Source organism: Kitasatospora sp. NBC_00039 (assembly GCF_045160625.1).
GTDB lineage: Bacteria > Actinomycetota > Actinomycetes > Streptomycetales > Streptomycetaceae > Kitasatospora.
This window is the reverse complement of record NZ_CP108289.1, coordinates 5,469,435-5,490,498: the sequence shown is the minus strand read 5'-3', so window position 1 is coordinate 5,490,498 and position 21,064 is coordinate 5,469,435. Positions and strand designations below refer to the sequence as shown.

Here is a 21,064-nt window from a genome sequence, read left to right as displayed (position 1 = left end):
ACGAGACTAGGTCCTGCCAGGTCGGTCCTGGCGGAGCAGCGCGACCGGCCCGACGGGACCCACAAGCCGTAGGCCGCCTTATCGTCCCGCAGAACGAGCGTTGACACACTGTGTCGCTGGCCATAACGGCAAACCCTGCGCGCTGGCTACGCTACTCAACGGTAGTTCGTTGCGCCGCCCTGCCCTCGTGCGCGGGCCCCCATCCTGGCCCGCGCAGTACTCGACAGGTCGCGGCCCATGGATCAGGGAGAGCCACCGGATGACCGAGGCGCCGTACGACCCCCACACCACCGCCGGCAAGCTCGCCGACCTGCGGCGCAGGATCGACGAGGCGGTGCACTCCGGGTCCGCCAAGGCCGTGGAGAAGCAGCACGCCAAGGGCAAGCTGACGGCCCGTGAGCGCGTGGTCGAGCTACTGGACGAGGACTCCTTCGTGGAGTTCGACGAGTTCGCCCGGCACCGCTCGACCAACTTCGGCCAGGAGAAGAACCGCCCCTACGGTGACGGCGTCGTCACCGGGTACGGCACCGTCGACGGCCGTCAGGTGGCCGTCTTCGCGCAGGACTTCACCGTCTTCGGCGGCTCGCTCGGCGAGGTCTTCGGCGAGAAGATCGTCAAGGTGATGGACTTCGCGCTGAAGACCGGCTGTCCGGTCATCGGCATCAACGACTCCGGCGGCGCCCGGATCCAGGAGGGCGTGGTCTCGCTCGGCCTGTACGGCGAGATCTTCCGCCGCAACGTGCACGCCTCCGGGGTCATCCCGCAGATCTCGCTGATCATGGGCCCCTGCGCGGGCGGCGCGGTCTACTCCCCCGCGATCACCGACTTCGTGGTGATGGCCGACCAGACCTCGCACATGTTCATCACCGGCCCGGACGTCATCAAGACCGTCACCGGCGAGGACGTCGGCATGGAGGAGCTGGGCGGCGCGCGCACCCACAACACCAAGTCCGGCAACGCGCACTACCTGGCCACGGACGAGAAGGAGGCGGTCGAGTACGTCAAGAGCCTGCTCTCGTACCTGCCCTCCAACAACCTCTCCGACCCGCCGGCCTTCCCGGAGGAGGCGGACCTCACCGTCACCGACGAGGACCTCGAACTCGACACCCTGGTGCCGGACTCGGCGAACCAGCCGTACGACATGCACAAGGTGATCGAGCACGTCCTCGACGACGGCGAGTTCCTGGAGACCCAGCCGCTGTACGCCGGCAACATCATCACCGGCTTCGGCCGGGTCGAGGGCCACCCGGTCGGCATCGTCGGCAACCAGCCGATGGACCTGGCCGGCTGCCTGGACATCGCCGCCAGCGAGAAGGCCGCCCGGTTCATCCGGACCTGCGACTCGTTCAACATCCCGGTGCTGACCTTCGTCGACGTGCCCGGCTTCCTGCCCGGCACCGAGCAGGAGTGGGACGGCATCATCCGCCGCGGCGCCAAGCTGATCTACGCGTACGCCGAGGCGACCGTCCCGTTGATCACCGTCATCACCCGCAAGGCCTTCGGCGGCGCGTACGACGTCATGGGCTCCAAGCACCTGGGCGCGGACCTCAACCTGGCCTGGCCGACCGCGCAGATCGCGGTGATGGGCGCACAGGGCGCGGTCAACATCCTGCACCGGCGGGAGCTGGCGGACGCGGACGACGTCGAGGCCAAGCGCGCCGAGCTGATCGCCTCCTACGAGGACACCCTGCTCAACCCCTACCTGGCCGCCGAGCGCGGGTACGTGGACGCGGTCATCGCGCCGAGCGAGACCCGCCGGCACATCATCCGCGGTCTGCGGGCGCTGCGTGGCAAGCGTGAGGTGCTGCCGCCGAAGAAGCACGGCAACATCCCCCTGTAAGCCCCTCCCCCACCAGCGGCCGTCGCGAGAGGATTGAGCCATGGCCCCGATCCATGTGCTGCACGGGCAGCCGACCCCCGAGGAGCTGGCCACCGTCCTGGCGGTGGTCCACTCCCGGGCCGCCGCCGCACAAGCCGCCGAGGCGGCCCGTGCCGGTGCCGGCCCGGACTCCCCCTGGAACGACCGCGCCCGCCGGCTGCGGGGCACTCCGCGCCCCGGCGTCAACGTCTGGCGCACCTCGGGCTGGGCCGGCTAGGGCCGGCACCGGTGCGCCGAGCAGGGGAGCCGGCCGGGCCGGCTCCCCTGCTCGGCGTCCGCTCGCACGGGCACGCCCGGATTGCCCGGAAAGCTGAGTACGGATACTCAGGCGCCACCGCGTCCCCCCGGCGCACCCTGGAGGGGTGCTCTGGTCAGACCCCCGCGACGAGCCCTCCCCCGAGGCCCGGCGGGTGCAGGAGAAACTGCGCCGCGCCGGCCCTGTGCTCGCCGCCTTCCTCCTGGTGTTCGCCGTTCTTCTGATGGTCTGAACGGACGCGCGGAGGACCCCCTACCCTGGTGGGCATGACCGACCGCCGCGCCCTCGTCCTCGCCTCCGCCTCCCCCGCCCGCCTCGGGCTGCTGCGCCAGGCGGGCCTCGACCCACGCGTGGTGGTCAGCGGTGTCGACGAGGACGCGATCACCGCCGCCACCCCCGGCGAGCTCGCGCTCGTCCTGGCCGAGGCCAAGGCGAAGGCGGTCGCCGCCGAACTGACCGGCGGCGAGCTGGTGATCGGCTGCGACTCGGTGCTGGAGCTGGACGGCCTGGCGCTCGGCAAGCCCGCCGACGCCGCCGAGGCGCTGGCCCGCTGGCAGTCGATGCGCGGCCGTTCCGGCGTGCTGCGCACCGGGCACTGCGTGATCGACACCGTCACCGGCGAGCAGTCCTCGGCCACCGCCTCCACCACCGTGCGCTTCGGCACCCCGGACGACGCGGAGGTCGCCGCCTACATCGCCTCCGGCGAACCGCTGCACGTGGCCGGCGCCTTCACCCTGGACGGCCGCTCGGCGCCGTTCGTCGAGGGGATCGACGGCGACCCGGGCAACGTCATCGGCCTCTCGCTGCCGCTGCTGCGCACCCTCCTCGCCGGGCTGGGCGTGCGCATCACCGACCTCTGGGCCTGACTCACCCGGCCGCCGGGGCCTGCTGGGCGAGGAAGGAAAGCACGTCCGGCAGCGCGCCGTCCGCGAGCAGGTCCGCGCCGTGACGGTAGCCCGGGTAGATCTTGAGCTGCTTGACCGGCGCCGCGGCGGCGGTGTGCAGCGTCCGGGCGTCCTCGGCGAACGGCGAGTCGTCCTCCTCCGCGCCGAAGAACTCCGGCACCTGCGAAGTCCGCACGGCCTTCCCGGCGTTGTCCCCGCTGTACTGTGCGGGGCCGCTGAGCGAGACCACGGCGGCGACCGGCAGCGGGGTCGGCTCGGCGGCGGCCACCAGCGAGCCGGTGCCGCCCTTGGAGGCGCCGACCAGCACCACCCTGGTGACGCCCTTGGTCCCGAGCCAGGTCAGCGCGGCCGGGAGGTCGTTCGCGGGGCTGCCCGGCACGTTGGCGGCCAGTACGGCGTACCCGGCCTTGGTGAACTCCGGCAGGTAGGGCACCCAGTCGCAGAGGGAGCCGTCGAGCTGGTGCGAGAAGACCACGGCCGTCCGGGCCGGCCCGGCGTCCGCCTGCTGGAAGTACGCCGGGCGGATGCCGGAGGAGGCCGGCAGGTCGATGCTGCCGGCCTTGGCCTGTGCCTCGGTGAGGCAGCCGTGCGTCCGGGCCGGTCCGGCCGTCGGCGAGGCGCTGCCCGGTGGGGCACCACCCGGTGCCGCGGTCGTGCCGGAACTGCCACAGCCGGCGAGGGCCAGTACCCCTATGGCGGCGGCCGCCACCCCCGACTTCCCCCTGAAGAGCCTCATCTGCCGCACGCTAGGAGGACGTTCCGCCTTCGTCAATGGCCCGGGACGGTCAACCGCCGCTAGTCTGACGGACGTTCGAACGGAGAGCGGGGAAGGGGACGGGCAGGTGACCGACGGTCTGCTCAACGTGGTGCTGGGGCTGGTCGCCAGCGCGCTCAGTGCCGGGCTCGGCTGGCTCGGCCAGAACCTGCGCCGAAGACGGCGGCTGGAACGCGTCCGCTCGTTCTTCGGCCTGCCGGCCGGCAGCGAGTGCCTGCTGGTGGTGAACCGGCACACCGCCTCGGCCAGCGGCAAGAGCGTCTCGCGCAACGACGTGTTCGCACTGATGGAGCTGGCCGCGCTGGTCAAGGAGTGCGGGGCCCAGGCCGACCTGGTCGGCCACGAGGACGTCCGCCAGGGGCTGGGCCACAAGGCCGAGTTCTGCCTCGGCGGCCCGTCCAGTAACGACCGGACGGCGGCGCACCTGGCCTCCTGGCTGCCCGGGGTGACCTTCAAGGACGTGGGCGGCAGCGCCCCCGAACTGTCGCTGGCGGTGGGGGGCGAGGAGTACCGGTACGAGCCCGGGTCCGAGCCCTCCGGCGGCCAGGCGTTCGTGCTGCTGGCCCGGCTGCACCCTTCACCCGACGGCCGGCCCGCCTTCCTGGTCGCAGGACAGACCGCGGTCTCCAACCACGCCGCCGTGCGCTACCTGGTCGCCAACCACCGGAGGCTCGCCCGCACGTACGGCGCGGGCGGCACCTTCGCCCTCGTCCTCAGGGTCGTCAACCCGAGGGCGTACGGCCCGGACGTGGTCGAGCTGGCCGCCGACGTGACGGCGAGGGCACTCGAAAGGAGTGCCTCCGCGGCCCCCGTTTCGTGAGTGTGGCCAAGGCCACCGCGTCGCCGTACCTCCCCGTCACCACCCGCGCGGGGCGGGCCGCGGCAGCCTCACCGGCCGCCACCTGGGACGACCCCGACAGGGCCGCGGACCGGTCCGCCGGACGCATCACCCTCCGTGTGGGATAGTTCACAACCTTGGGCTACTCGCCGGTACTACCGAGAAATCCATAGACTCGATCAGGTTCAAGAAGGGAGCCACAGTGCGCAAGGTGCTCATCGCCAACCGCGGAGAAATCGCCGTCCGCGTCGCCCGGGCCTGCTCGGACGCCGGTATCGCCAGCGTCGCCGTCTACGCCGAGCCGGACCGGGATGCGCTGCACGTCCGCGCGGCCGACGAGGCTTACGCGCTGGGCGGCGACACCCCCGGTACCAGCTACCTCGACATCGCGAAGGTCCTCAAGGCCGCCGCCGACTCGGGGGCGGACGCCGTCCACCCCGGTTACGGCTTCCTGTCGGAGAACGCCGACTTCGCCCAGGCCGTCATCGACGCGGGCCTGACCTGGATCGGCCCGCCGCCGCAGGCCATCCGCGACCTCGGTGACAAGGTCACCGCCCGGCACGTGGCGCAGCGCGCCGGCGCCCCGCTGGTGGCCGGTACGCCGGACCCGGTCTCGGGCGCCGACGAGGTCGTCACGTTCGCTCAGGAGCACGGCCTGCCGGTCGCCATCAAGGCGGCCTTCGGCGGCGGCGGCCGAGGTCTGAAGGTCGCCCGCACGCTGGAGGAGATCCCGGAGCTGTACGAGTCCGCGGTGCGCGAGGCGGTCGCCGCCTTCGGTCGCGGCGAGTGCTTCGTGGAGCGGTACCTGGACAACCCGCGGCACGTCGAGACCCAGTGCCTGGCCGACCAGCACGGCAACGTGGTGGTCGTCTCCACCCGTGACTGCTCGCTCCAGCGCCGGCACCAGAAGCTGGTCGAGGAGGCGCCCGCGCCGTTCCTGACCGCCGAGCAGAACGCCGAGCTGTACCGGGCGTCCAAGGCCATCCTGAAGGAGGCCGGCTACGTCGGCGCCGGGACCTGCGAGTTCCTGGTGGCCGTGGACGGCACGATCTCCTTCCTGGAGGTCAACACCCGTCTGCAGGTGGAACACCCGGTCACCGAGGAGGTCACCGGGCTCGACCTGGTCCGCGAGATGTTCCGGATCGCCGACGGCGAGGAGCTGGGCTACGGCGACCCGGAGGTGCGAGGTCACTCCTTCGAGTTCCGCATCAACGGCGAGGACCCGGGCCGTGGCTTCCTGCCCGCGCCGGGCACCGTCACGCTGTTCGCCCCGCCGTCCGGGCCGGGTGTCCGGCTGGACTCGGGTGTGGAGACCGGCTCGGTCATCGGCCCGGCCTGGGACTCCCTGCTGGCCAAGCTGATCGTCACCGGCACCACCCGCAAGCAGGCCCTGGAGCGGGCCCGGCGCGCGCTGAACGAGTTCAAGGTGGAGGGCATGGCGACCGCCATCCCGTTCCACCAGGCGGTCGTCACCGACCCGGCGTTCGCGCCGGAGGTGCACGGCGACGAGGGGCCGTTCAAGGTCTACACCCGGTGGATCGAGACCGACTTCGAGAACACCATCCCGGCGTTCGCGGGTGCGCCCGGCGAGGGCGAGGAGGCCGAAGGCCGGGAGACCGTCGTGGTCGAGGTCGGCGGCAAGCGGATCGAGGTCTCGCTGCCGTCCTCGCTGGGCGTCTCCGCGGCTCCGGCGGCGGGTGCGGCCGGTGCGGCCAAGGCCAAGCGCCGGGTCGGCACCAAGAAGGCCGGCTCCGCGGTCAGCGGTGACACCCTGGCCTCGCCGATGCAGGGCACCATCGTCAAGGTCGCCGTCGAGGAGGGCCAGGTCGTCGCGGAGGGCGAGCTGATCGTCGTCCTGGAGGCGATGAAGATGGAGCAGCCGCTGAACGCGCACAAGGCGGGCACCGTGGTCGGCCTCAAGGCCGAGGTCGGCGCGAGCGTCTCCAGCGGCGCCGCCCTCTGCGAGATCAAGGACTGACGCAGCACGAGCCCGGGGACCGACGAAGTCCCCTCGCCGGACCGGTCCGTACACCCCCGTGGTGTGCGGACCGGTTCCGTTTCCGGCCGGAGCGGCCGCCGGCGCCGCCGGGCGCCGGCTACCGCACGCGCGGGATGCCGCCCAGCTCGGCGAGCCGGGCCGGCAGCGGCCCGCCGGGGCCCGCGGGGCCGCCGTGCGCGCCCGGGCGGCGCTGGCCGGGCAGCGGGGTGCCCCCGGGCGGCGGGGCGGCCCTGCGGGCCATCGGGCCGGGCTGGGTCTGGTGCACGGGACCGCTGCCGGTGCCGTTCGCCGGGGCGTCCCCGGTGGGGGCGGCGCCGAGCGGGGCCAGGTCGATCTGCACGCCGCAGTCGGCGAGCGCGTCCAGCTCGCGCGCGGTGGCGTCGTCGGAGGTGGCGTGCTCGTCGGTGACCAACCGGGTGATGGTCTCGGTCGGCACGGTCTGGAACATGGTGTCCGCGCCGAGCTTGGTGTGGTCGGCGAGGACGATGACCTCGGCGGCCGACTGCACCAGAGCCCGGTCCACGCTCGCGGAGAGCATGTTCGTGGTCGACAGGCCGCGTTCGGCCGTCAGCCCGCTGCCGGAGATGAACGCCTTGGAGACCCGCAGCCCGTGCAGCGACTGCTCGGCCCCGCTGCCCACCAGGGCGTAGTTGGAGCCCCGCAGGGTGCCGCCGGTCATCACCACCTCCACCCGGTTGGCGTGCGCCAGCGCCTGGGCGACCAGCAGGGAGTTGGTGACCACCGTCAGCCCGGGCACCCGGGCCAGTCTGCGGGCCAGCTCCTGGGTGGTGGTACCGGCGCCGACCACCACGGCGTCACCCTCCTCCACCAGGCCCGCGGCGAGATCGGCGATGGCGCTCTTCTCGGCCGCGGAGAGGTGGGTCTTCTGCGGGTAGCCGGGTTCGCGGCTGAAGCCGCCGGGGAGCACCGCACCGCCGTGCCGGCGGTCGAGGAGCCCTTCTGCCTCCAGCGCCCGTACGTCTCGGCGCACGGTCACTTCGGAGGTCTGGACGACGCGGGCCAGTTCACGGAGCGACACGGCTCCGTTGGCGCGCACCATTTCGAGGATCAACTGGCGACGTTCTGCTGCAAACACAGAACCGACGGTAACCTGCGTGACCGTCTGCTTTCATGCGTTTGCAGCTGGTAGCCGGAATTGCTCACGCACGTGCGGCGCGTGACCGTACAATACGCGCCGTCAGCAATCCGGAACTGCGCCCGCCGTCCGGGTGACTCCCCGGGACGCGCGAAGGGCGGCCGCCGACCGGCAGCCGCCCTCAACTTCGCGTCAGGTGCTCAGTTTTCGCCCTCGGCCCGCTTCCTGATGTGGAGCTGGCGGGCGGCCTCGGCGGTCGAGCCGGAGACCGACGGATAGACGGTGAAGGCGCTGGCCACCTGTTCGACCGTCAGATTGGCGTCCACCGCGAGCGAGATCGGGTGGATCAGTTCGCTGGCGCGCGGGGCGACCACCACGCCGCCGACCACGATGCCGGTGCCCGGGCGGCAGAACAGCTTCACGAAGCCGTCCCGGATGCCCTGCATCTTGGCCCGCGGGTTGCCGCGCAGCGGCAGCTTGATCTCGACCGCGTCCATCTTGCCGCACTTCACGTCGGCGGCGGTGTAGCCGACGGTGGCGATCTCCGGGTCGGTGAAGACGTTGGAGGCCACGGTCTTCAGGTTCAGCGGCTGCACCGCGTCGCCGAGCGCGTGGTACATCGCGATCCGGCCCTGCATGGCGGCGACCGAGGCGAGCATGAAGACGCCGGTGCAGTCGCCGGCCGCGTACACGCCGGGGGCGCTGGTGCGCGAGACCCGGTCGACCTGGATCTGGCCCCAGTCGTTGAGCTTGACCCCGGCCTCCTCCAGGCCCATGTCCGCGGTGTTCGGGATCGAGCCGACCGCCATCAGGCAGTGCGTGCCCTTGATCACCGTGCCGTCGGAGAGGGTCACCTCGACGTGGTCGCCCACGCGCTTGGCGCCCTCGGCGCGGGAGCGGCTCATCACGTTCATGCCGCGGCGGCGGAAGACCTCCTCCAGCACCTCGGCGGCGTCCGGGTCCTCGCCGGGCAGCACCCGGTCGCGGCTGGAGACCAGGGTGACCTTGGAGCCGATCGCCTGGTACGCGCCGGCGAACTCGGCGCCGGTGACGCCGGAGCCGACCACGATCAGCTCGCGCGGCAGCTCGTCCAGGTCGTACACCTGGGTCCACGTCAGGATCCGCTCGCCGTCCGGCTGGGCGTCCGGCAGCTCGCGCGGGTGGGCGCCGGTGGCGATCAGCACCGCGTCGGCGCGCAGCGCCTGCACGGTGCCGTCGGGCGCGTCCACCAGCACCTCGCGGGAGCCGTCCACAGCCTGCCCGCCGGTGCCGAGCCGGCCCCGGCCGCGCAGCACGGTGACGCCGGCGCGGGTCACCGACTGGGTGATGTCGTGCGACTGCGCGATGGCCAGACGCTTCACCCGTCGGTTGACCTTGCCGAGGTCCACGCCGACCACCCTCGCCTGCTGCTCCAGCGGCGGGGTGTCGTCGGCGACGATGATGCCCAGCTCCTCGTACGAGCTGTCGAAGGTCGTCATCACCTCCGCGGTCGCGATCAGGGTCTTCGACGGCACGCAGTCCGTGAGCACCGCCGATCCGCCCAGACCGTCGCGGTCGACGACGGTCACCTCCGCGCCGAGCTGGGCGGCGACGAGCGCCGCCTCGTAGCCGCCGGGTCCGCCACCGATGATCACGATCCGAGTCACATTGCCCATTGTCCCGTACGCCGGGAGCACTGCCACGCCGGGGTCGGGGCTTCTGTGCAATCGCCCCGTGAACGTAGGCTTCCCCCCATGCCCCTTTACGCCGCGTATGCCACCAACCTCGATGCCCGGCAGATGACCCGCCGCGCGCCGCACTCCCCACTGCGCGGTACCGGGTGGCTGGACGGCTGGCGGCTCACCTTCGGTGGTGAACAGCTCGGCTGGGAGGGCTCGCTGGCCACCGTGGTCGAGGACGAGAAGGACCAGGTCTTCGTCTCGCTGTACGACGTCGCGCCGATGGACGAGGAGGGCCTCGACCGCTGGGAGGGCGTCCAGCTCGGCATCTACCGCAAGATCAAGCTGCGCGCGCACACCCTGGACGGCGACATCCCGGTCTGGACGTACGTACTCAACGACTACGAGGGCGGCCTTCCCGCCGCCCGCTACCTCGGGCTGATCGCCGACGCCGCGGAGAGCGCCGGCGCTCCGCACGACTACGTCCTGGACCTGCGCCGCCGCCCCTGCTAGGTCCTGCCGGGCCCTGTCAGGGCGTGGCCGGGGTGCGCCAGGCGACGGCCGTGGCGGCCAGCGCCCTCACCACCGCGGCCCGCCGGGCCGCCTCGGTGCGCAGCGCGTTGGCCAGCTCGACGTGCAGCCACGGCACCGCGAGGCCGGCCGCGAACCGGCCCTCGACGTTGGTGGTGCCCTCCAGCTGCCCGCACTTCTCCCGCCACGCCCGGCAGACCGCGAACCCGGCCTGCCCGAGCCCGCCGGCCGTCAGCTCGGCGGCCGGCCCGGCCTGTCCGGTGCCGCCGGAGACGACCGCGTCCTGCCCGGGCAGGCTCCCCTCGTCGAAGCCGTGCACCTGGATGCCGGGCAGCCCGCGCGCGGTGAGCGCCTCGATCACGGCGGCGAACACCGTGTCGCTGCGGTGCGCCGGGTCGGAGGAGCCGTCCGCGCCCGCCCTGCGGTGCGCCCCGGCGAGTACCAGCACCGCGCCCGGCGCGGCCCGGAAGAGGTCCACCCCGAGCAGTTCGGTACGGCTGTCGGAGACGGGGTGCGGCACCTGGACCGTCCAGTAGTCCTTCACCGTGAGGTCCAGGTAGACCCGGCCCCAGCCGCGCCCGTCCGCCGTCCCCGCCGTGTCCTCGGCGATCTCGGCCACCCGGCGCCCGCTGCCCGCCTCGGTGAACTCGTTCAGCCGGTAGCCGACCGGTGCCAGCGCGCGGCCCGCCTGCTCGGGCCGCCCGTCGAGCGCCGCCAGCACCCCGTCGGCGACGGCCCTGCGCTGGACCGCGTCCGGCACCGTGTACGGGGTGTCGGGGGCGAAGCCCGCGCTGTACGCGTCCACCCGGGCCGCCAGGTCCACCGGCTGCGGGCCGCTCGGGGCGGCCGGCCCGGCCGGGCCCGCCGCCGTCGTCGTCCGGCCGGCAGAGCCGCGGGCCGCGACGGTCAGCCCGACGGCCAGCGCCGCCAGCACCAGCAGCACCGCCACCGGCAGCACCACCGAGCGCCGGGAACCCGCGCTCTTCACGGGCAGAGTCTCCATGGGGCGAGAACCTACCTTGATTGCCTCTCTTTCCATGGTCCAAACCAATAGACACCGAAGCTTCTCTGGTTCGATATGGAAACGTGACAGCATTCGGTGAACCGACTCGTAAGCTCGTCAGGTTTTGACCAGGGCTTGACCACAGGTCGCGGCGAAGCTCCACGGGGGAGGCGGACGCGCCGCCGCCCCCGAACCGATGACGAGGCCCCCGTGAGCACGGCAAGCAACCCGCCGCGACAGCACCGCTATCGCCGCCGGGCCGACATGCCGCTACTCGGAGGCATCCGCCCGCCGATCGCCCTGCTGCTGATCCTGCTGCTGGCCGTCGCCGCGATCACCGCGCTGGCCGTCGGCGGCCTCCGCGTGGACGACACCCCGCAGGCCGTCCGCGAGTCCCACCAGTTCGCCGCCGAGGACACCGCCGCCTCGCTCCGCGCCGGACTCCACGAGAGCGCCACCGACCTGCGCCGCGCCGCCGCCCGCTACGACAGCGCACCCGCCGAGCCCGCCGCCGTCCTGACCGCGCTCGGCCAGGCGTACCAGAAGTGGCGCGGCACCGTGATCGTCCGGCCCGGCACCGGCCGGCTGCTCGCCGCCCGCGGCGAGACCGTCCCGCTGGCCGGCCTCGACCTCGCCAAGGTCACCGACACCGCGCCCGCGCCGCTGCTGGTGCCCTCCGCCGCCGGCACCCGGCTGCTGACCTTCGCCCTGGTCACCACGAAGACGGACGGCCGCGCCCTGCTGGTCGCCTCCGACAACCTGCGGCTGCCCGGCATCGCCACCCGCAAGGAGCAGACCATCCAGGTCCTCGACGCCACCGGCGCCGTCCTGGACTCCACCGGCGCCCCGCTCGCCGAACCCGACAAGCGGCTCGTCGCCACCGCCCGGGAGCACGCCTCCCTCGCCCGCCCCGTGCCCGGCGAGAGCGCCTCCGGCAGCCTGGCCGGCAGCCCCGACGACAAGGGCGTCCGCCGGGTGGCCGGCTACGCGGCCGTCGCCACCGCCGACGGGCACGACCTGGCCTCCCCGCTCGGCCTCACCGTGGTCTCCACCAGCACCATCGACGGCAGGCCCGGCAGCCTGCGCCACCCCGCCCTCGGCCTGGCCGCGGCCGGCGCGCTGCTGCTGGTCGCCCTGCTGCTGGCCTGGTTCCTGATCCGCACCCTCCAACGCCCGCTGCTCCGGCTGTTCCTGGAAGCCCGCCGGCTGACCCGCGGCGAGCTGGACCAGCCGGTCCGCGGGCCCGGGCGCGGCGAGGCCGGCCGGATCAACCGCGCCCTGGAGGAGCTGCGGCTCCAGCTGCTCGACCCGGCCCGCCCGCCGGCCGGCCCCCCGGTGGTGAAGCGCCGCCGCCCCGGCATCGCGCTGCCGCTCGCCCTGTGCGCCGTCGTCATCCTCGGCTGGTCCGGCCCGCTGCTCCTGCTCGGCGGCGCCGACACCGAGGTCCGCGTCCCCACCCAGGTGGTGGCCGGCCAGCGGGACCGAACCGACACCGCCGCCGACCGGGTCCGCCAGGCGCTCAACGAGGGCTACGCCGACCTGCGCTCCCTCGCCCCCGCACTCGCCGACGCCTCCGTCGGCCAGGCCACGACCCTGCTCCGCGCCACCCTCACCGAGCACGACCGGTACCGCTCGCTCTACGTCCTCGGCGCCGACGGCGAGCTGCTCGCCCAGGCCGGCGAGACGCCGCACCGCACCGGGCCGGACGCGCTCGGCCCGAACGGCGTCCTGCTGCTCAACACGTCCGGCAAGGAGCCGCGGATCGCCGCCCGCGCGGCACTCACCGCCGCCCCCGCCGGACCCGACGGGGACGACACCGGGACGGGCAGGGGCCCGGTGGTGGTCGGCGAGTTCAAGACCGACTTCCTGAGCGCCCTGCTCACCCGCCCCGGCCTCGGCCGGGTCTGGCTGGTCGACGACCGCCGGCGCGTCGTCGCCGCCAACGAGGGCTACAGCTCCTTCGGCGACCTCCCCGAGGGCCGGGCCAAGGCCGTCCTGGAGACCGCCGAGAAGGACGCCGCCGCCGACGTGCTCCGGACCGGCGGCGACCCGTCCCTGGTCTCCGCCGCCCCGCTCGGCGGCAACGGCACCGTCGCCAAGCTCGGCTGGTCGGTGGTCACCGCCCACCCGGTGGCCTGGCTGCACCTCGACCAGAACCGGGCCGACCGGCGCGCCGTCCTGGCCGGCATGCTCGGCCTGGCCGCCGCCACGCTCTGCCTCGGCTGGCTCTTCATCGCCGTCGGCCTGCCGCTGCGCCGGCTCGCCGCGAGCGCCGAGGCGCTGGCCGCCGGGGACCGCCGCACCGTGCTCTACCCCGTCCACCACGACGAGGTCGGCGCCGTCGCCCGCAGCCTGGAGCTGATCCGCCAGGACCTCGGGGCCGTCGCCAGGCCCCGGCCCGCCCGCGGCACACCCGCCGCCGCGTCCGCCGCCGCGCCCACCGCCACCCGCTGAGAAGGACCGCCCGAAGTGCTCTTCCTCTACCTCGTGCTGCTGGTGTGCTGCGCCGTCCTGCTGGTGGCGGGGATCGTCGAGCAGCGCCGGCACTTCGCCGCGCTGGAGCAGATCCCCGCCCGGGTGCTGGTCAACGGCATCCGCGGCAAGAGCTCGATCACCCGGCTCTGCGCGGGCGCGCTGCGCGGCGGCGGCCTGGTCACCGTCGCCAAGACCACCGGCACCGCGGCCCGGTTCATCCACCCCGACGCGACCGAGGAACCGGTCTACCGCAAGTTCGGCATCGCCAACGTGGTGGAGCAGATCGGCATCGTCCGCCGCGCCGCCACCTACCGCCCGGACGCCCTGGTGATCGAGTGCATGGCGGTCATGCCGGCGCTCCAGGAGGTCAACCAGACCAAGCTGATCCGCTCCACCATCGGTGTGCTCTGCAACGTCCGCGAGGACCACCTCGCCGAGATGGGCCCGACCCTGGACGACGTCGCCCGCTCGCTCTCCCGCTCGATGCCGGTCGGCGGCGTCTGCGTCACCGCCGAGCAGGAGCGCGCGCACATCCTGCGCGAGGAGGCGGCCAGGCGGAACTGCGAGCTGATCGTGGTCGATCCGGAGTCGGTCACCGACGAGGAGCTGCGCGGCTTCAGCTGGTTCACCTTCAAGGAGAACGTGGCCATCGCCCTCGCCGTCGCCGAACTCCTCGGTGTGGAGCGGCAGACGGCGCTGCAGGGCATGTGGCAGGCCCCGCCGGACCCGGGCGTCCTCTCGGTCGAGCGCTACAGCACCGAGGATGGCAAGGCGCTGCGGTTCGCCAACGTCTTCGCGGCCAACGACCCCGAGTCCACCCTGATGAACGTCCGCCAGCTGGAGGACCTCGGCGCGATCCACCGCCCGCTGAACGTGGTGATCAACTGCCGCCCGGACCGCGTCGAGCGCAACGGCCAGATGGGCCAGATCGTGCCGGACCTCGACCCGGACACCGTCTTCCTGATCGGCCATCCCACCAAGAGCGCCCGGGACGGCATCCCGGCCGGCTGGCCGGGGCGGGTGGTCGACCTCGGCGGTGACCGGCGCGACCCGGCGGCGCTCACCGCGGAGCTGCTGGCCGGGCTCGGACCGGACTCCTCCCTGGTGGCGATCGGCAACATCCACGGCCAGGGCGAGCTGTTCCTGGAGGAGCTGGCCCGGCTGGCCCCGGACGAGGAGCCGGACGCCCCCCGGTACGAGGAGCCGGCCCACCGGCCGTACGACGACCCCGGGCCCGCGTACACCGGGCCGGCGTACGCGGAACCCTCCTACTCGCCACCGCCGTACGTCCAGGCCGTGTACGTCCCCGAGCCGCTGCCCGACTCCTGGTTCGACCCGGCCCCCGCCCGCCCGCGCCAGCCCTTCCCGTACGGAGACCAGCAGTGATCCCCACCGAGCTCACCCCCGAGATCGCCGCCATCGGCATCGCGCTCGGCCTGGTCTTCTCACTCGTCTGCTACCTGACCACCAACCTCTCCCCCGGCGGCATGATCACCCCCGGCTGGCTGGCCCTCACCCTGGTCGAGGACGTCCAGCGGGTGGCGATCGTGATCGGCGTGACGGTGCTGACCTACCTCGCCACCCGGGTCGTCCAGAAGCTGGTGATCCTCTACGGCAAGCGGCTGTTCGCCACCGTGGTGCTGACCGGCGTCCTGCTCCAGGCCACCGTGATGCTGGTCCTCCAGCGCGAGCTGCCGACCCTGTACGCCAACCAGACGCTCGGCTTCATCGTCCCCGGCCTGATCGCGTACCAGCTGGTCCGCCAGCCGCGGGCCGCCACCCTGATGGCCACCAGCACGGTGACGCTCGCCAACTACGTCGTGCTCACCGCCGGTGTGCTGCTCGGCGCCCTCCCCGGTACCTGATCCCGCCCACTGGAAAGCAGCCCCATGCCCGTCACCCGGAAATCCCTGCTCAGCGGCGGCCTCGCCGTCACCCTGCTGGCCGCCAGCGGGTACCTCACCGTCCAGCTGCGGGACCGCGGCGGGCAGCCCGGCTCGGTCGGCGGCACCGCGCCGCTGATCGCCGCCACCGTCGCGCCGAGCCCGGCCGCCGCCCAGGGCACCGCCGCGGCGGGCGCCGGCTACCGGTACGAGCGGCTGGCCGGCCCGGACCGCACGGTGGTCCGTGACGCCCGCGGCGGCGTGGTCGCCACCCTGACCGACGGTGCCCGCACCGCCGTCCTGGCCGGCCCGAGCCGCACCTTCACCGAGCCCGGAACCACCACGGCCACGCTGGTCAGCGACAGCTGGGTCCGGCTGATGCCGCAGACCTGGAAGGCCGGCGCGGAGAACGAGGGCTGGTTCCGCACGTGGTTCCAGCAGTCGCTGGGCTCCACGGCGGACGACGTGCTGGCGATCGCCACCCAGTACCTGGCCGGCGCACCCGAGGGCAAGGACGCCAAGGGCGTGCGGATCAAGGGCGACGCCTCGTTCGGCCCGCTCAACCCGAACGGCTCGGCCGGCAACGACCTACGGCTGGAGCAGACCGACTTCCTCGACTACCTCGGCACCGCGTACACCTTCGCCGACAAGGTCACCAAGCAGCCGGACAAGACCCGCTACGGCTCCTTCGACTGCTCCGGCTTCGTCCGGATGGTCTACGGCTACCGATCCGGCTACCCACTGCTCAGCAAGGACGTGGCCGGAGCCGGCCTGCAGCGCACCGCCAACGGCCTGGCCCGGCTCGCCCCCGGCGTGCCGGTGCTGCCGCTGACCACCGCCCCCGGTTCGGACGCCACCCTGCGACCCGCCTCGATCGACCCGCTGCAACCCGGTGACCTGGTCTTCTTCGAGATCGACGCACGCACCGGCGCCCGGCTCGACCACACCGGCATCTACCTCGGCCTGGACACCGACGGCCACCCCCGCTACGTCTCCAGCCGGGAGGAGGCCAACGGCCCGACCTTCGGCGACAAGGGCGGCACCGCGCGGCTGGACGACAACGGCATGTACGCCAAGGGGCTGCGGAGCGCCAAACGGCTGTAGGTTGCTCCCGTCCGAGCGGGCGAAAAGGGGCCCGCGAGCTGTACTTTCACGCCATCCGGGTAACGATCCGGCACGTCGGGCCGCGATTTTCTACGCGCGTAGTCGTTTCCCGTCTATCCTCGGACGTGTGAACGCATCTCCTCAGTCGGTCGTCTCCGCCGACCCCTACGCCGCCGCCCAGGCCGCCGCCGCGCGCCTGCGCGAGCTGACCGGTGCCGAGCGCCACGACGTCGCCCTGGTGATGGGCTCCGGCTGGGTGCCGGCCGCCGACGCCCTGGGCGAGACCGTGGCGGAGTTCCCGGTCACCGACCTGCCGGGCTTCCCCGCCCCCGCCGTGGCCGGCCATGCCGGCACGATCCGCTCGGTGAAGATCGGCGACAAGCGCGCCCTGATCTTCCTGGGCCGCAACCACTACTACGAGGGCCACGGCGTGGCCACCGTGGTCCACGGCGTGCGCACCGCCGCCGCGGCGGGCTGCGGCATCATCGTGCTGACCAACGGCTGCGGCGGTCTGCGCGAGGGCTGGGTCCCCGGCCAGCCGGTCCTGATCAGCGACCACATCAACCTGACGGCGGACTCCCCGATCGTCGGCGCCAACTTCGTCGACCTGACGGACCTCTACTCCAAGCGCCTGCGCGACCTCTGCCGCGAGGTGGACTCCACCCTCGACGAGGCCGTCTACGTGCAGTTCCGCGGCCCGCACTACGAGACCCCGGCCGAGGTCAACATGGCCCGGGTGATCGGCGGCGAGCTGGTCGGCATGTCCACCACGCTGGAGGCCATCGCCGCCCGCGAGGCCGGCTCCGAGGTGCTCGGCATCTCCCTGGTCACCAACCTGGCGGCCGGCATCACCGGCGAGCCGCTCAACCACGCCGAGGTGCTGGAGGCCGGCAAGGCCTCCGCCGAGCGCATGGGCGCGCTGCTGGCGAAGGTCCTTGAGCGGATCTGACCCGGATCTGGTTCACAATCGTGAGCGACGGGGTCCGCGGGCGGCTGTGATCCGCTGATCACACCCGCCCGCGGGCCCCGTCCGCATGCGCACACCCACGACATCGCGGAACTTTCCAACGGAGCTGGCCATGACGCAGGCACCCACCACCGACCTCCTCGCCCGGGCCCGGACCTGGCTGGCCGAGGACCCCGACCCGCAGACCCGCGAGGAGCTGGCCGCGCTGCTGGCCGAGGCCGAGGGCCCGGACGCCGAGTCGGACAGCAAGATCGCCTGGTCCCAGCTGGCCGAGCGGTTCTCCGGCCGCCTCCAGTTCGGCACCGCCGGCCTGCGCGGCGAACTGGGCGCGGGCCCGATGCGGATGAACCGCGCCGTGGTGATCCGGGCCGCCGCCGGCCTGGTCGCCTACGTGAAGAAGCAGAACCTCGGCGACCTCGTCGTCATCGGCTACGACGCCCGGCACAAGTCGTACGACTTCGCGCGCGACACCGCCGCCGTGGTGGTCGGCGCCGGCCTTCGCGCCGCGCTGCTGCCGGCCGCCCTGCCCACCCCGGTGCTCGCCTTCGCCGTCCGCCACCTCGGCGCGGCCGCCGGCGTCACCGTCACGGCCAGCCACAACCCGCCGCAGGACAACGGCTACAAGGTCTACCTGGGCGACGGCTCGCAGATCGTCCCGCCGGCCGACGCCGGGATCGCCGCCGAGATCGACGCGATCGGCACGCTCGCCGGGGTCCCGCTCGCCGAGGACGGCTGGGACGTGGTCGGCGATGACGTCGTCGAGGCCTACCTGGCCCGCGCGGTCTCGATCGTGGACCCGCCCAGCCCGCGCGACCTCGACGTGGTCTACACCCCGATGCACGGCGTCGGGCGCGACACCCTGGTCGCCGCCTTCCGCCGGGCCGGCTTCCCCGCGCCCACCGTCGTCGCCGAGCAGGCCGAGCCCGATCCGGACTTCCCGACCGTGGCCTTCCCCAACCCGGAGGAGCCGGGGGCGATGGACCTCGCCTTCCGGACCGCCGCCTCGGTCGGCCCGGACATCGTCATCGCCAATGACCCGGACGCCGACCGCTGCGCGGTGGCGGTCCCCGCCAACGGCAACGGCAACGCCTGGCGGATGCTCCGCGGCGACGACGTCGGCGCGCTGCTCGGCGCGGCCCTGGTCGCCAAGAAGGCCGCCGGCACCTTCGCCACCACCATCGTCTCCTCCACCCTCCTCGGCCGGATCGCCGAGGCGGCCGGCCTCGGGTACGCCGAGACGCTGACCGGCTTCAAGTGGATCGCCCGCGCCGACGGCCTGCGCTACGGCTATGAGGAGGCGCTCGGCTACTGCGTGGACCCGCAGGGCGTGCGCGACAAGGACGGCATCACCGCCGCCCTGCTCGTCGCCGAGCTGGCCGCCACCCTCAAGCAGTCCGGACGCACCCTGACCGACCTGCTGGACGACCTGGCGCTGGAGCACGGCCTGCACGCCACCGACCAGCTCTCCGTCCGCGTCCAGGACCTCTCCCTGATCGCCGACGCGATGCGGCGCCTGCGCGAGCAGCCGCCGACCGAGCTGGCCGGCCTGAAGGTGACCCAGGCGGACGACCTGACCGCCGGCTCCGCCGACCTGCCGCCCACCGACGGCCTGCGCTACTACCTGGGCGGCGAGGCCGTCCGCTCGGCGCGGATCGTGGTCCGGCCGTCCGGCACCGAGCCCAAGCTGAAGTGCTACCTGGAGGTCGTCCTCCCGGTCGCCTCGGCCGCCGAGCTGGCGGGCGCCCGCGAGCGCGCCGCCGGTCTGCTCGCCGCGATCAAGCGCGACCTGGCCGCGGCCGCCGGCATCGACGCCTGACGCACCCCGCGTACGACGAAGGGGCCCGCCGATTCGGCGGGCCCCTTCCCGTCATCTGCCGTGGCGCTTGGCCTAGGCCGCGATCACGGTGATCAGTGCGGCCAGACCGGCCAGCGTCGGCGCGATGATCCACCAGCACCAGCGGACGGTCACCGGCCCGGCGGCGTCCGGGCGGGACGCGTTCCGCTCGGCCATGTCCTGCAGCACCCCGACCACCTGGTCGGACCAGGCCCGGTTCGGGTCCGGCGCGCCCTCGACCACCGCCGGCGCCGGGCCTCCGAAGGTCGCCCCCAGCCGGGACGCGTGACGGTCCGCCCCGCCGCGCTGCTCCATCCGGCTGGCCCGCTTGCGCTGCCGCAGCGACACCGGCACCGCCCACACCTGGTACTTCTTGTCGCCGGCCAGCAGCTCCACCGAGTACCCGGCCCGCAGCGCGTCCACCGACGCCCACGGCGCCGTGATCGTCCGCAGCGGATTGCGCACCACCAGCCGCCGGTCGTTGGCCAGCACCGCCGGCCGCAGCGTGTAGGCGATCACCGGGAAGGCGAACACCGGCACGGCCGCCAGCGACACGTACGGCGTCTTCCCCGTCCCGTTCAGCGCCGCGTCCCCGATCAGCCACCCGGCCACGGCCAACAACAGCACGCCGGAGATCACGCCGGGAATGGAGCGGTACACGCGGTCGGCGTACACGGGCTCCCCATCGGAGCCGGCCGAGCCCTGGTGGGGCTTGCCGTCGGATTCGGTCATGCCGACGATTCTGCCGCATGCCCCCCACGATCTACAGGGGTGACGGGCGGGGTACATGGGGCGCCGAGGTCTCGGTCCGGCATCGAAAAGGTCCCGCCCTAGCGCGATGTTACGCGCGTAGATATGCTGGTCTGGTGACTATGTCCACTCTTGCAGCCAATGCCCCCGGCGTTGCGGGCAGCGGTCTCCAGGACGTTGCGGCGTCCGAGGCCTCGCTCCGCCGCTTTCTGCACGGCCTGCCCGGCGTCGACCAGGTCGGCCTGGAGGCGCGTGCCGCCACTCTCGGTACCCGCTCGATCAAGACCACGGCGAAGGCGAACGCCATCGACCTGGCCATCTCGATGATCGACCTGACCACGCTCGAAGGCGCGGACACGGCCGGCAAGGTGCGCGCGCTCTGCGCGAAGGGCCGGACCCCTGACCCCACCGACCCGACCACCCCCCGCGTCGCCGCGATCTGTGTCTATCCGGACATGGTCGCCACCGCGAAGGCCGCGCTGCAGGGCACCGACATCCAGGTCGCCTCCGTCGCCACCGCCTTCCCCGCCGGGCGCGCCGCGCTCCCGGTGAAGCTGGCCGACACGGCCGACGCGGTCGCGGCCGGCGCCGACGAGATCGACATGGTGATCGACCGGGGCGCCTTCCTCTCCGGCCGCTACCTCGACGTCTTCAACGAGATCGTCGCCGTCAAGGAGGCGTGCAAGCGCCCGGACGGCACCGCCGCCCACCTCAAGGTGATCTTCGAGACCGGCGAGCTGCAGACCTACGACAACGTGCGCCGCGTCTCGTGGCTGGCGATGCTGGCCGGCGCCGACTTCATCAAGACCTCGACCGGCAAGGTCGCCGTCAACGCGACCCCGCCGGTCACCCTGCTGATGCTGGAGGCCGTCCGCGACTTCCGGGCGCAGACCGGCGTCCAGGTCGGCGTGAAGCCCGCCGGCGGCATCAAGACCACCAAGGACGCGATGAAGTACCTGGTGATGGTCAACGAGACCCTCGGCGACGACTGGCTCACCCCGCACTGGTTCCGCTTCGGCGCCTCCAGCCTGCTCAACGACCTGCTGATGCAGCGTCAGAAGCTCACCACCGGACGGTACTCCGGTCCCGACTACGTGACGGTGGACTGATC

General features: G+C 73.2%; 19 protein-coding genes. 14 read left to right on the top strand and 5 right to left on the bottom strand.

All coding sequences use genetic code 11. The features are described from left to right. The first annotated feature begins 259 nt into the window (after window positions 1–259). The 4 genes from OG286_RS24475 (at window position 260) to OG286_RS24460 (ending at window position 3,001) form a co-directional block, all read left to right on the top strand. A complete protein-coding gene (locus OG286_RS24475) occupies window positions 260–1,840 on the top strand; it encodes an acyl-CoA carboxylase subunit beta (RefSeq protein ID WP_405360077.1) in 1,581 nt (526 codons plus the stop codon). A 40-nt stretch (window positions 1,841–1,880) separates the two neighbouring features. Then, window positions 1,881–2,096: an acyl-CoA carboxylase subunit epsilon gene (locus OG286_RS24470; RefSeq protein WP_396321340.1), complete on the top strand. Its 216-nt coding sequence runs from the start codon at window positions 1,881–1,883 to the stop codon at window positions 2,094–2,096. Window positions 2,097–2,241: 145 nt separating this feature from the next. After that, window positions 2,242–2,367: a morphogenic membrane protein MmpB gene (gene mmpB / locus OG286_RS24465; RefSeq protein WP_396321341.1), complete on the top strand. Its 126-nt coding sequence runs from the start codon at window positions 2,242–2,244 to the stop codon at window positions 2,365–2,367. Window positions 2,368–2,401: 34 nt separating this feature from the next. Next, complete coding sequence (locus tag OG286_RS24460) at window positions 2,402–3,001, top strand: nucleoside triphosphate pyrophosphatase (RefSeq protein WP_396321342.1); 600 nt, start codon at window positions 2,402–2,404, stop codon at window positions 2,999–3,001. Between the two features lies 1 nt (window position 3,002). Here the strand turns inward: OG286_RS24460 and OG286_RS24455 are convergent, their stop codons facing one another. Beyond that, window positions 3,003–3,776 (bottom strand): alpha/beta hydrolase, encoded by a 774-nt coding sequence (locus OG286_RS24455; protein WP_396321343.1) that lies wholly within the window; start codon window positions 3,774–3,776, stop codon window positions 3,003–3,005. Window positions 3,777–3,882: 106 nt separating this feature from the next. On the opposite strand from OG286_RS24455, the gene OG286_RS24450 reads away from it, so the two are divergent. Next, window positions 3,883–4,635 carry a hypothetical protein gene (locus OG286_RS24450; protein ID WP_396321344.1) on the top strand — a complete coding sequence of 251 codons (753 nt, stop codon included), beginning with the start codon at window positions 3,883–3,885 and terminating at the stop codon, window positions 4,633–4,635. A 220-nt stretch (window positions 4,636–4,855) separates the two neighbouring features. Beyond that, the gene (locus OG286_RS24445) at window positions 4,856–6,631 is read left to right on the top strand and encodes an acetyl/propionyl/methylcrotonyl-CoA carboxylase subunit alpha (RefSeq protein ID WP_396321345.1); all 1,776 of its coding nucleotides are present in this window, start codon (window positions 4,856–4,858) and stop codon (window positions 6,629–6,631) included. Window positions 6,632–6,749: 118 nt separating this feature from the next. On the opposite strand, the gene OG286_RS24440 is transcribed toward OG286_RS24445, so the two are convergent. Then, window positions 6,750–7,748 carry a DeoR/GlpR family DNA-binding transcription regulator gene (locus tag OG286_RS24440; protein ID WP_405365775.1) on the bottom strand — a complete coding sequence of 333 codons (999 nt, stop codon included), beginning with the start codon at window positions 7,746–7,748 and terminating at the stop codon, window positions 6,750–6,752. A gap of 200 nt (window positions 7,749–7,948) precedes the next feature. Further along, complete coding sequence (locus tag OG286_RS24435; protein WP_396321346.1) at window positions 7,949–9,403, bottom strand: NAD(P)H-quinone dehydrogenase; 1,455 nt, start codon at window positions 9,401–9,403, stop codon at window positions 7,949–7,951. A 78-nt stretch (window positions 9,404–9,481) separates the two neighbouring features. On the opposite strand from OG286_RS24435, the gene OG286_RS24430 reads away from it, so the two are divergent. Further along, a complete protein-coding gene (locus OG286_RS24430) occupies window positions 9,482–9,919 on the top strand; it encodes a gamma-glutamylcyclotransferase (protein ID WP_396321347.1) in 438 nt (145 codons plus the stop codon). A 16-nt stretch (window positions 9,920–9,935) separates the two neighbouring features. Here the strand turns inward: OG286_RS24430 and OG286_RS24425 are convergent, their stop codons facing one another. Beyond that, a complete protein-coding gene (locus OG286_RS24425) occupies window positions 9,936–10,940 on the bottom strand; it encodes a hypothetical protein (protein ID WP_396321348.1) in 1,005 nt (334 codons plus the stop codon). A gap of 210 nt (window positions 10,941–11,150) precedes the next feature. Between OG286_RS24425 and OG286_RS24420 the strand changes: the two genes are divergently transcribed. The 6 genes from OG286_RS24420 to OG286_RS24395 all read left to right on the top strand — a co-directional run bounded on the left by OG286_RS24420 (window position 11,151) and on the right by OG286_RS24395 (window position 19,185). Then, complete coding sequence (locus OG286_RS24420; RefSeq protein ID WP_396321349.1) at window positions 11,151–13,394, top strand: HAMP domain-containing protein; 2,244 nt, start codon at window positions 11,151–11,153, stop codon at window positions 13,392–13,394. Between the two features lie 15 nt (window positions 13,395–13,409). Next, on the top strand, window positions 13,410–14,801 hold the full coding sequence (gene pgsB, locus OG286_RS24415; protein ID WP_396321350.1) for a poly-gamma-glutamate synthase PgsB: 1,392 nt from the start codon (window positions 13,410–13,412) through the stop codon (window positions 14,799–14,801). Next, a complete protein-coding gene (locus tag OG286_RS24410; RefSeq protein ID WP_396321351.1) occupies window positions 14,798–15,280 on the top strand; it encodes a poly-gamma-glutamate biosynthesis protein PgsC/CapC in 483 nt (160 codons plus the stop codon). Before pgsB ends, OG286_RS24410 begins: the two co-directional genes overlap by 4 nt. Before the next feature lie 24 nt (window positions 15,281–15,304). Next, entirely contained in the window at window positions 15,305–16,402 is a 1,098-nt protein-coding gene (locus tag OG286_RS24405; RefSeq protein ID WP_396321352.1) for an NlpC/P60 family protein, read from the top strand. Window positions 16,403–16,529: 127 nt separating this feature from the next. Continuing rightward, entirely contained in the window at window positions 16,530–17,351 is an 822-nt protein-coding gene (locus OG286_RS24400) for a purine-nucleoside phosphorylase (RefSeq protein WP_396321353.1), read from the top strand. Window positions 17,352–17,481: 130 nt separating this feature from the next. After that, on the top strand, window positions 17,482–19,185 hold the full coding sequence (locus OG286_RS24395; RefSeq protein WP_405365774.1) for a phospho-sugar mutase: 1,704 nt from the start codon (window positions 17,482–17,484) through the stop codon (window positions 19,183–19,185). Window positions 19,186–19,257: 72 nt separating this feature from the next. Here the strand turns inward: OG286_RS24395 and OG286_RS24390 are convergent, their stop codons facing one another. After that, window positions 19,258–19,935: a PH domain-containing protein gene (locus OG286_RS24390; protein ID WP_396321355.1), complete on the bottom strand. Its 678-nt coding sequence runs from the start codon at window positions 19,933–19,935 to the stop codon at window positions 19,258–19,260. Between the two features lie 140 nt (window positions 19,936–20,075). Between OG286_RS24390 and deoC the strand changes: the two genes are divergently transcribed. Continuing rightward, the gene (deoC, locus tag OG286_RS24385; protein WP_396321356.1) at window positions 20,076–21,062 is read left to right on the top strand and encodes a deoxyribose-phosphate aldolase; all 987 of its coding nucleotides are present in this window, start codon (window positions 20,076–20,078) and stop codon (window positions 21,060–21,062) included. The last annotated feature ends 2 nt before the right edge of the window (window positions 21,063–21,064 follow it).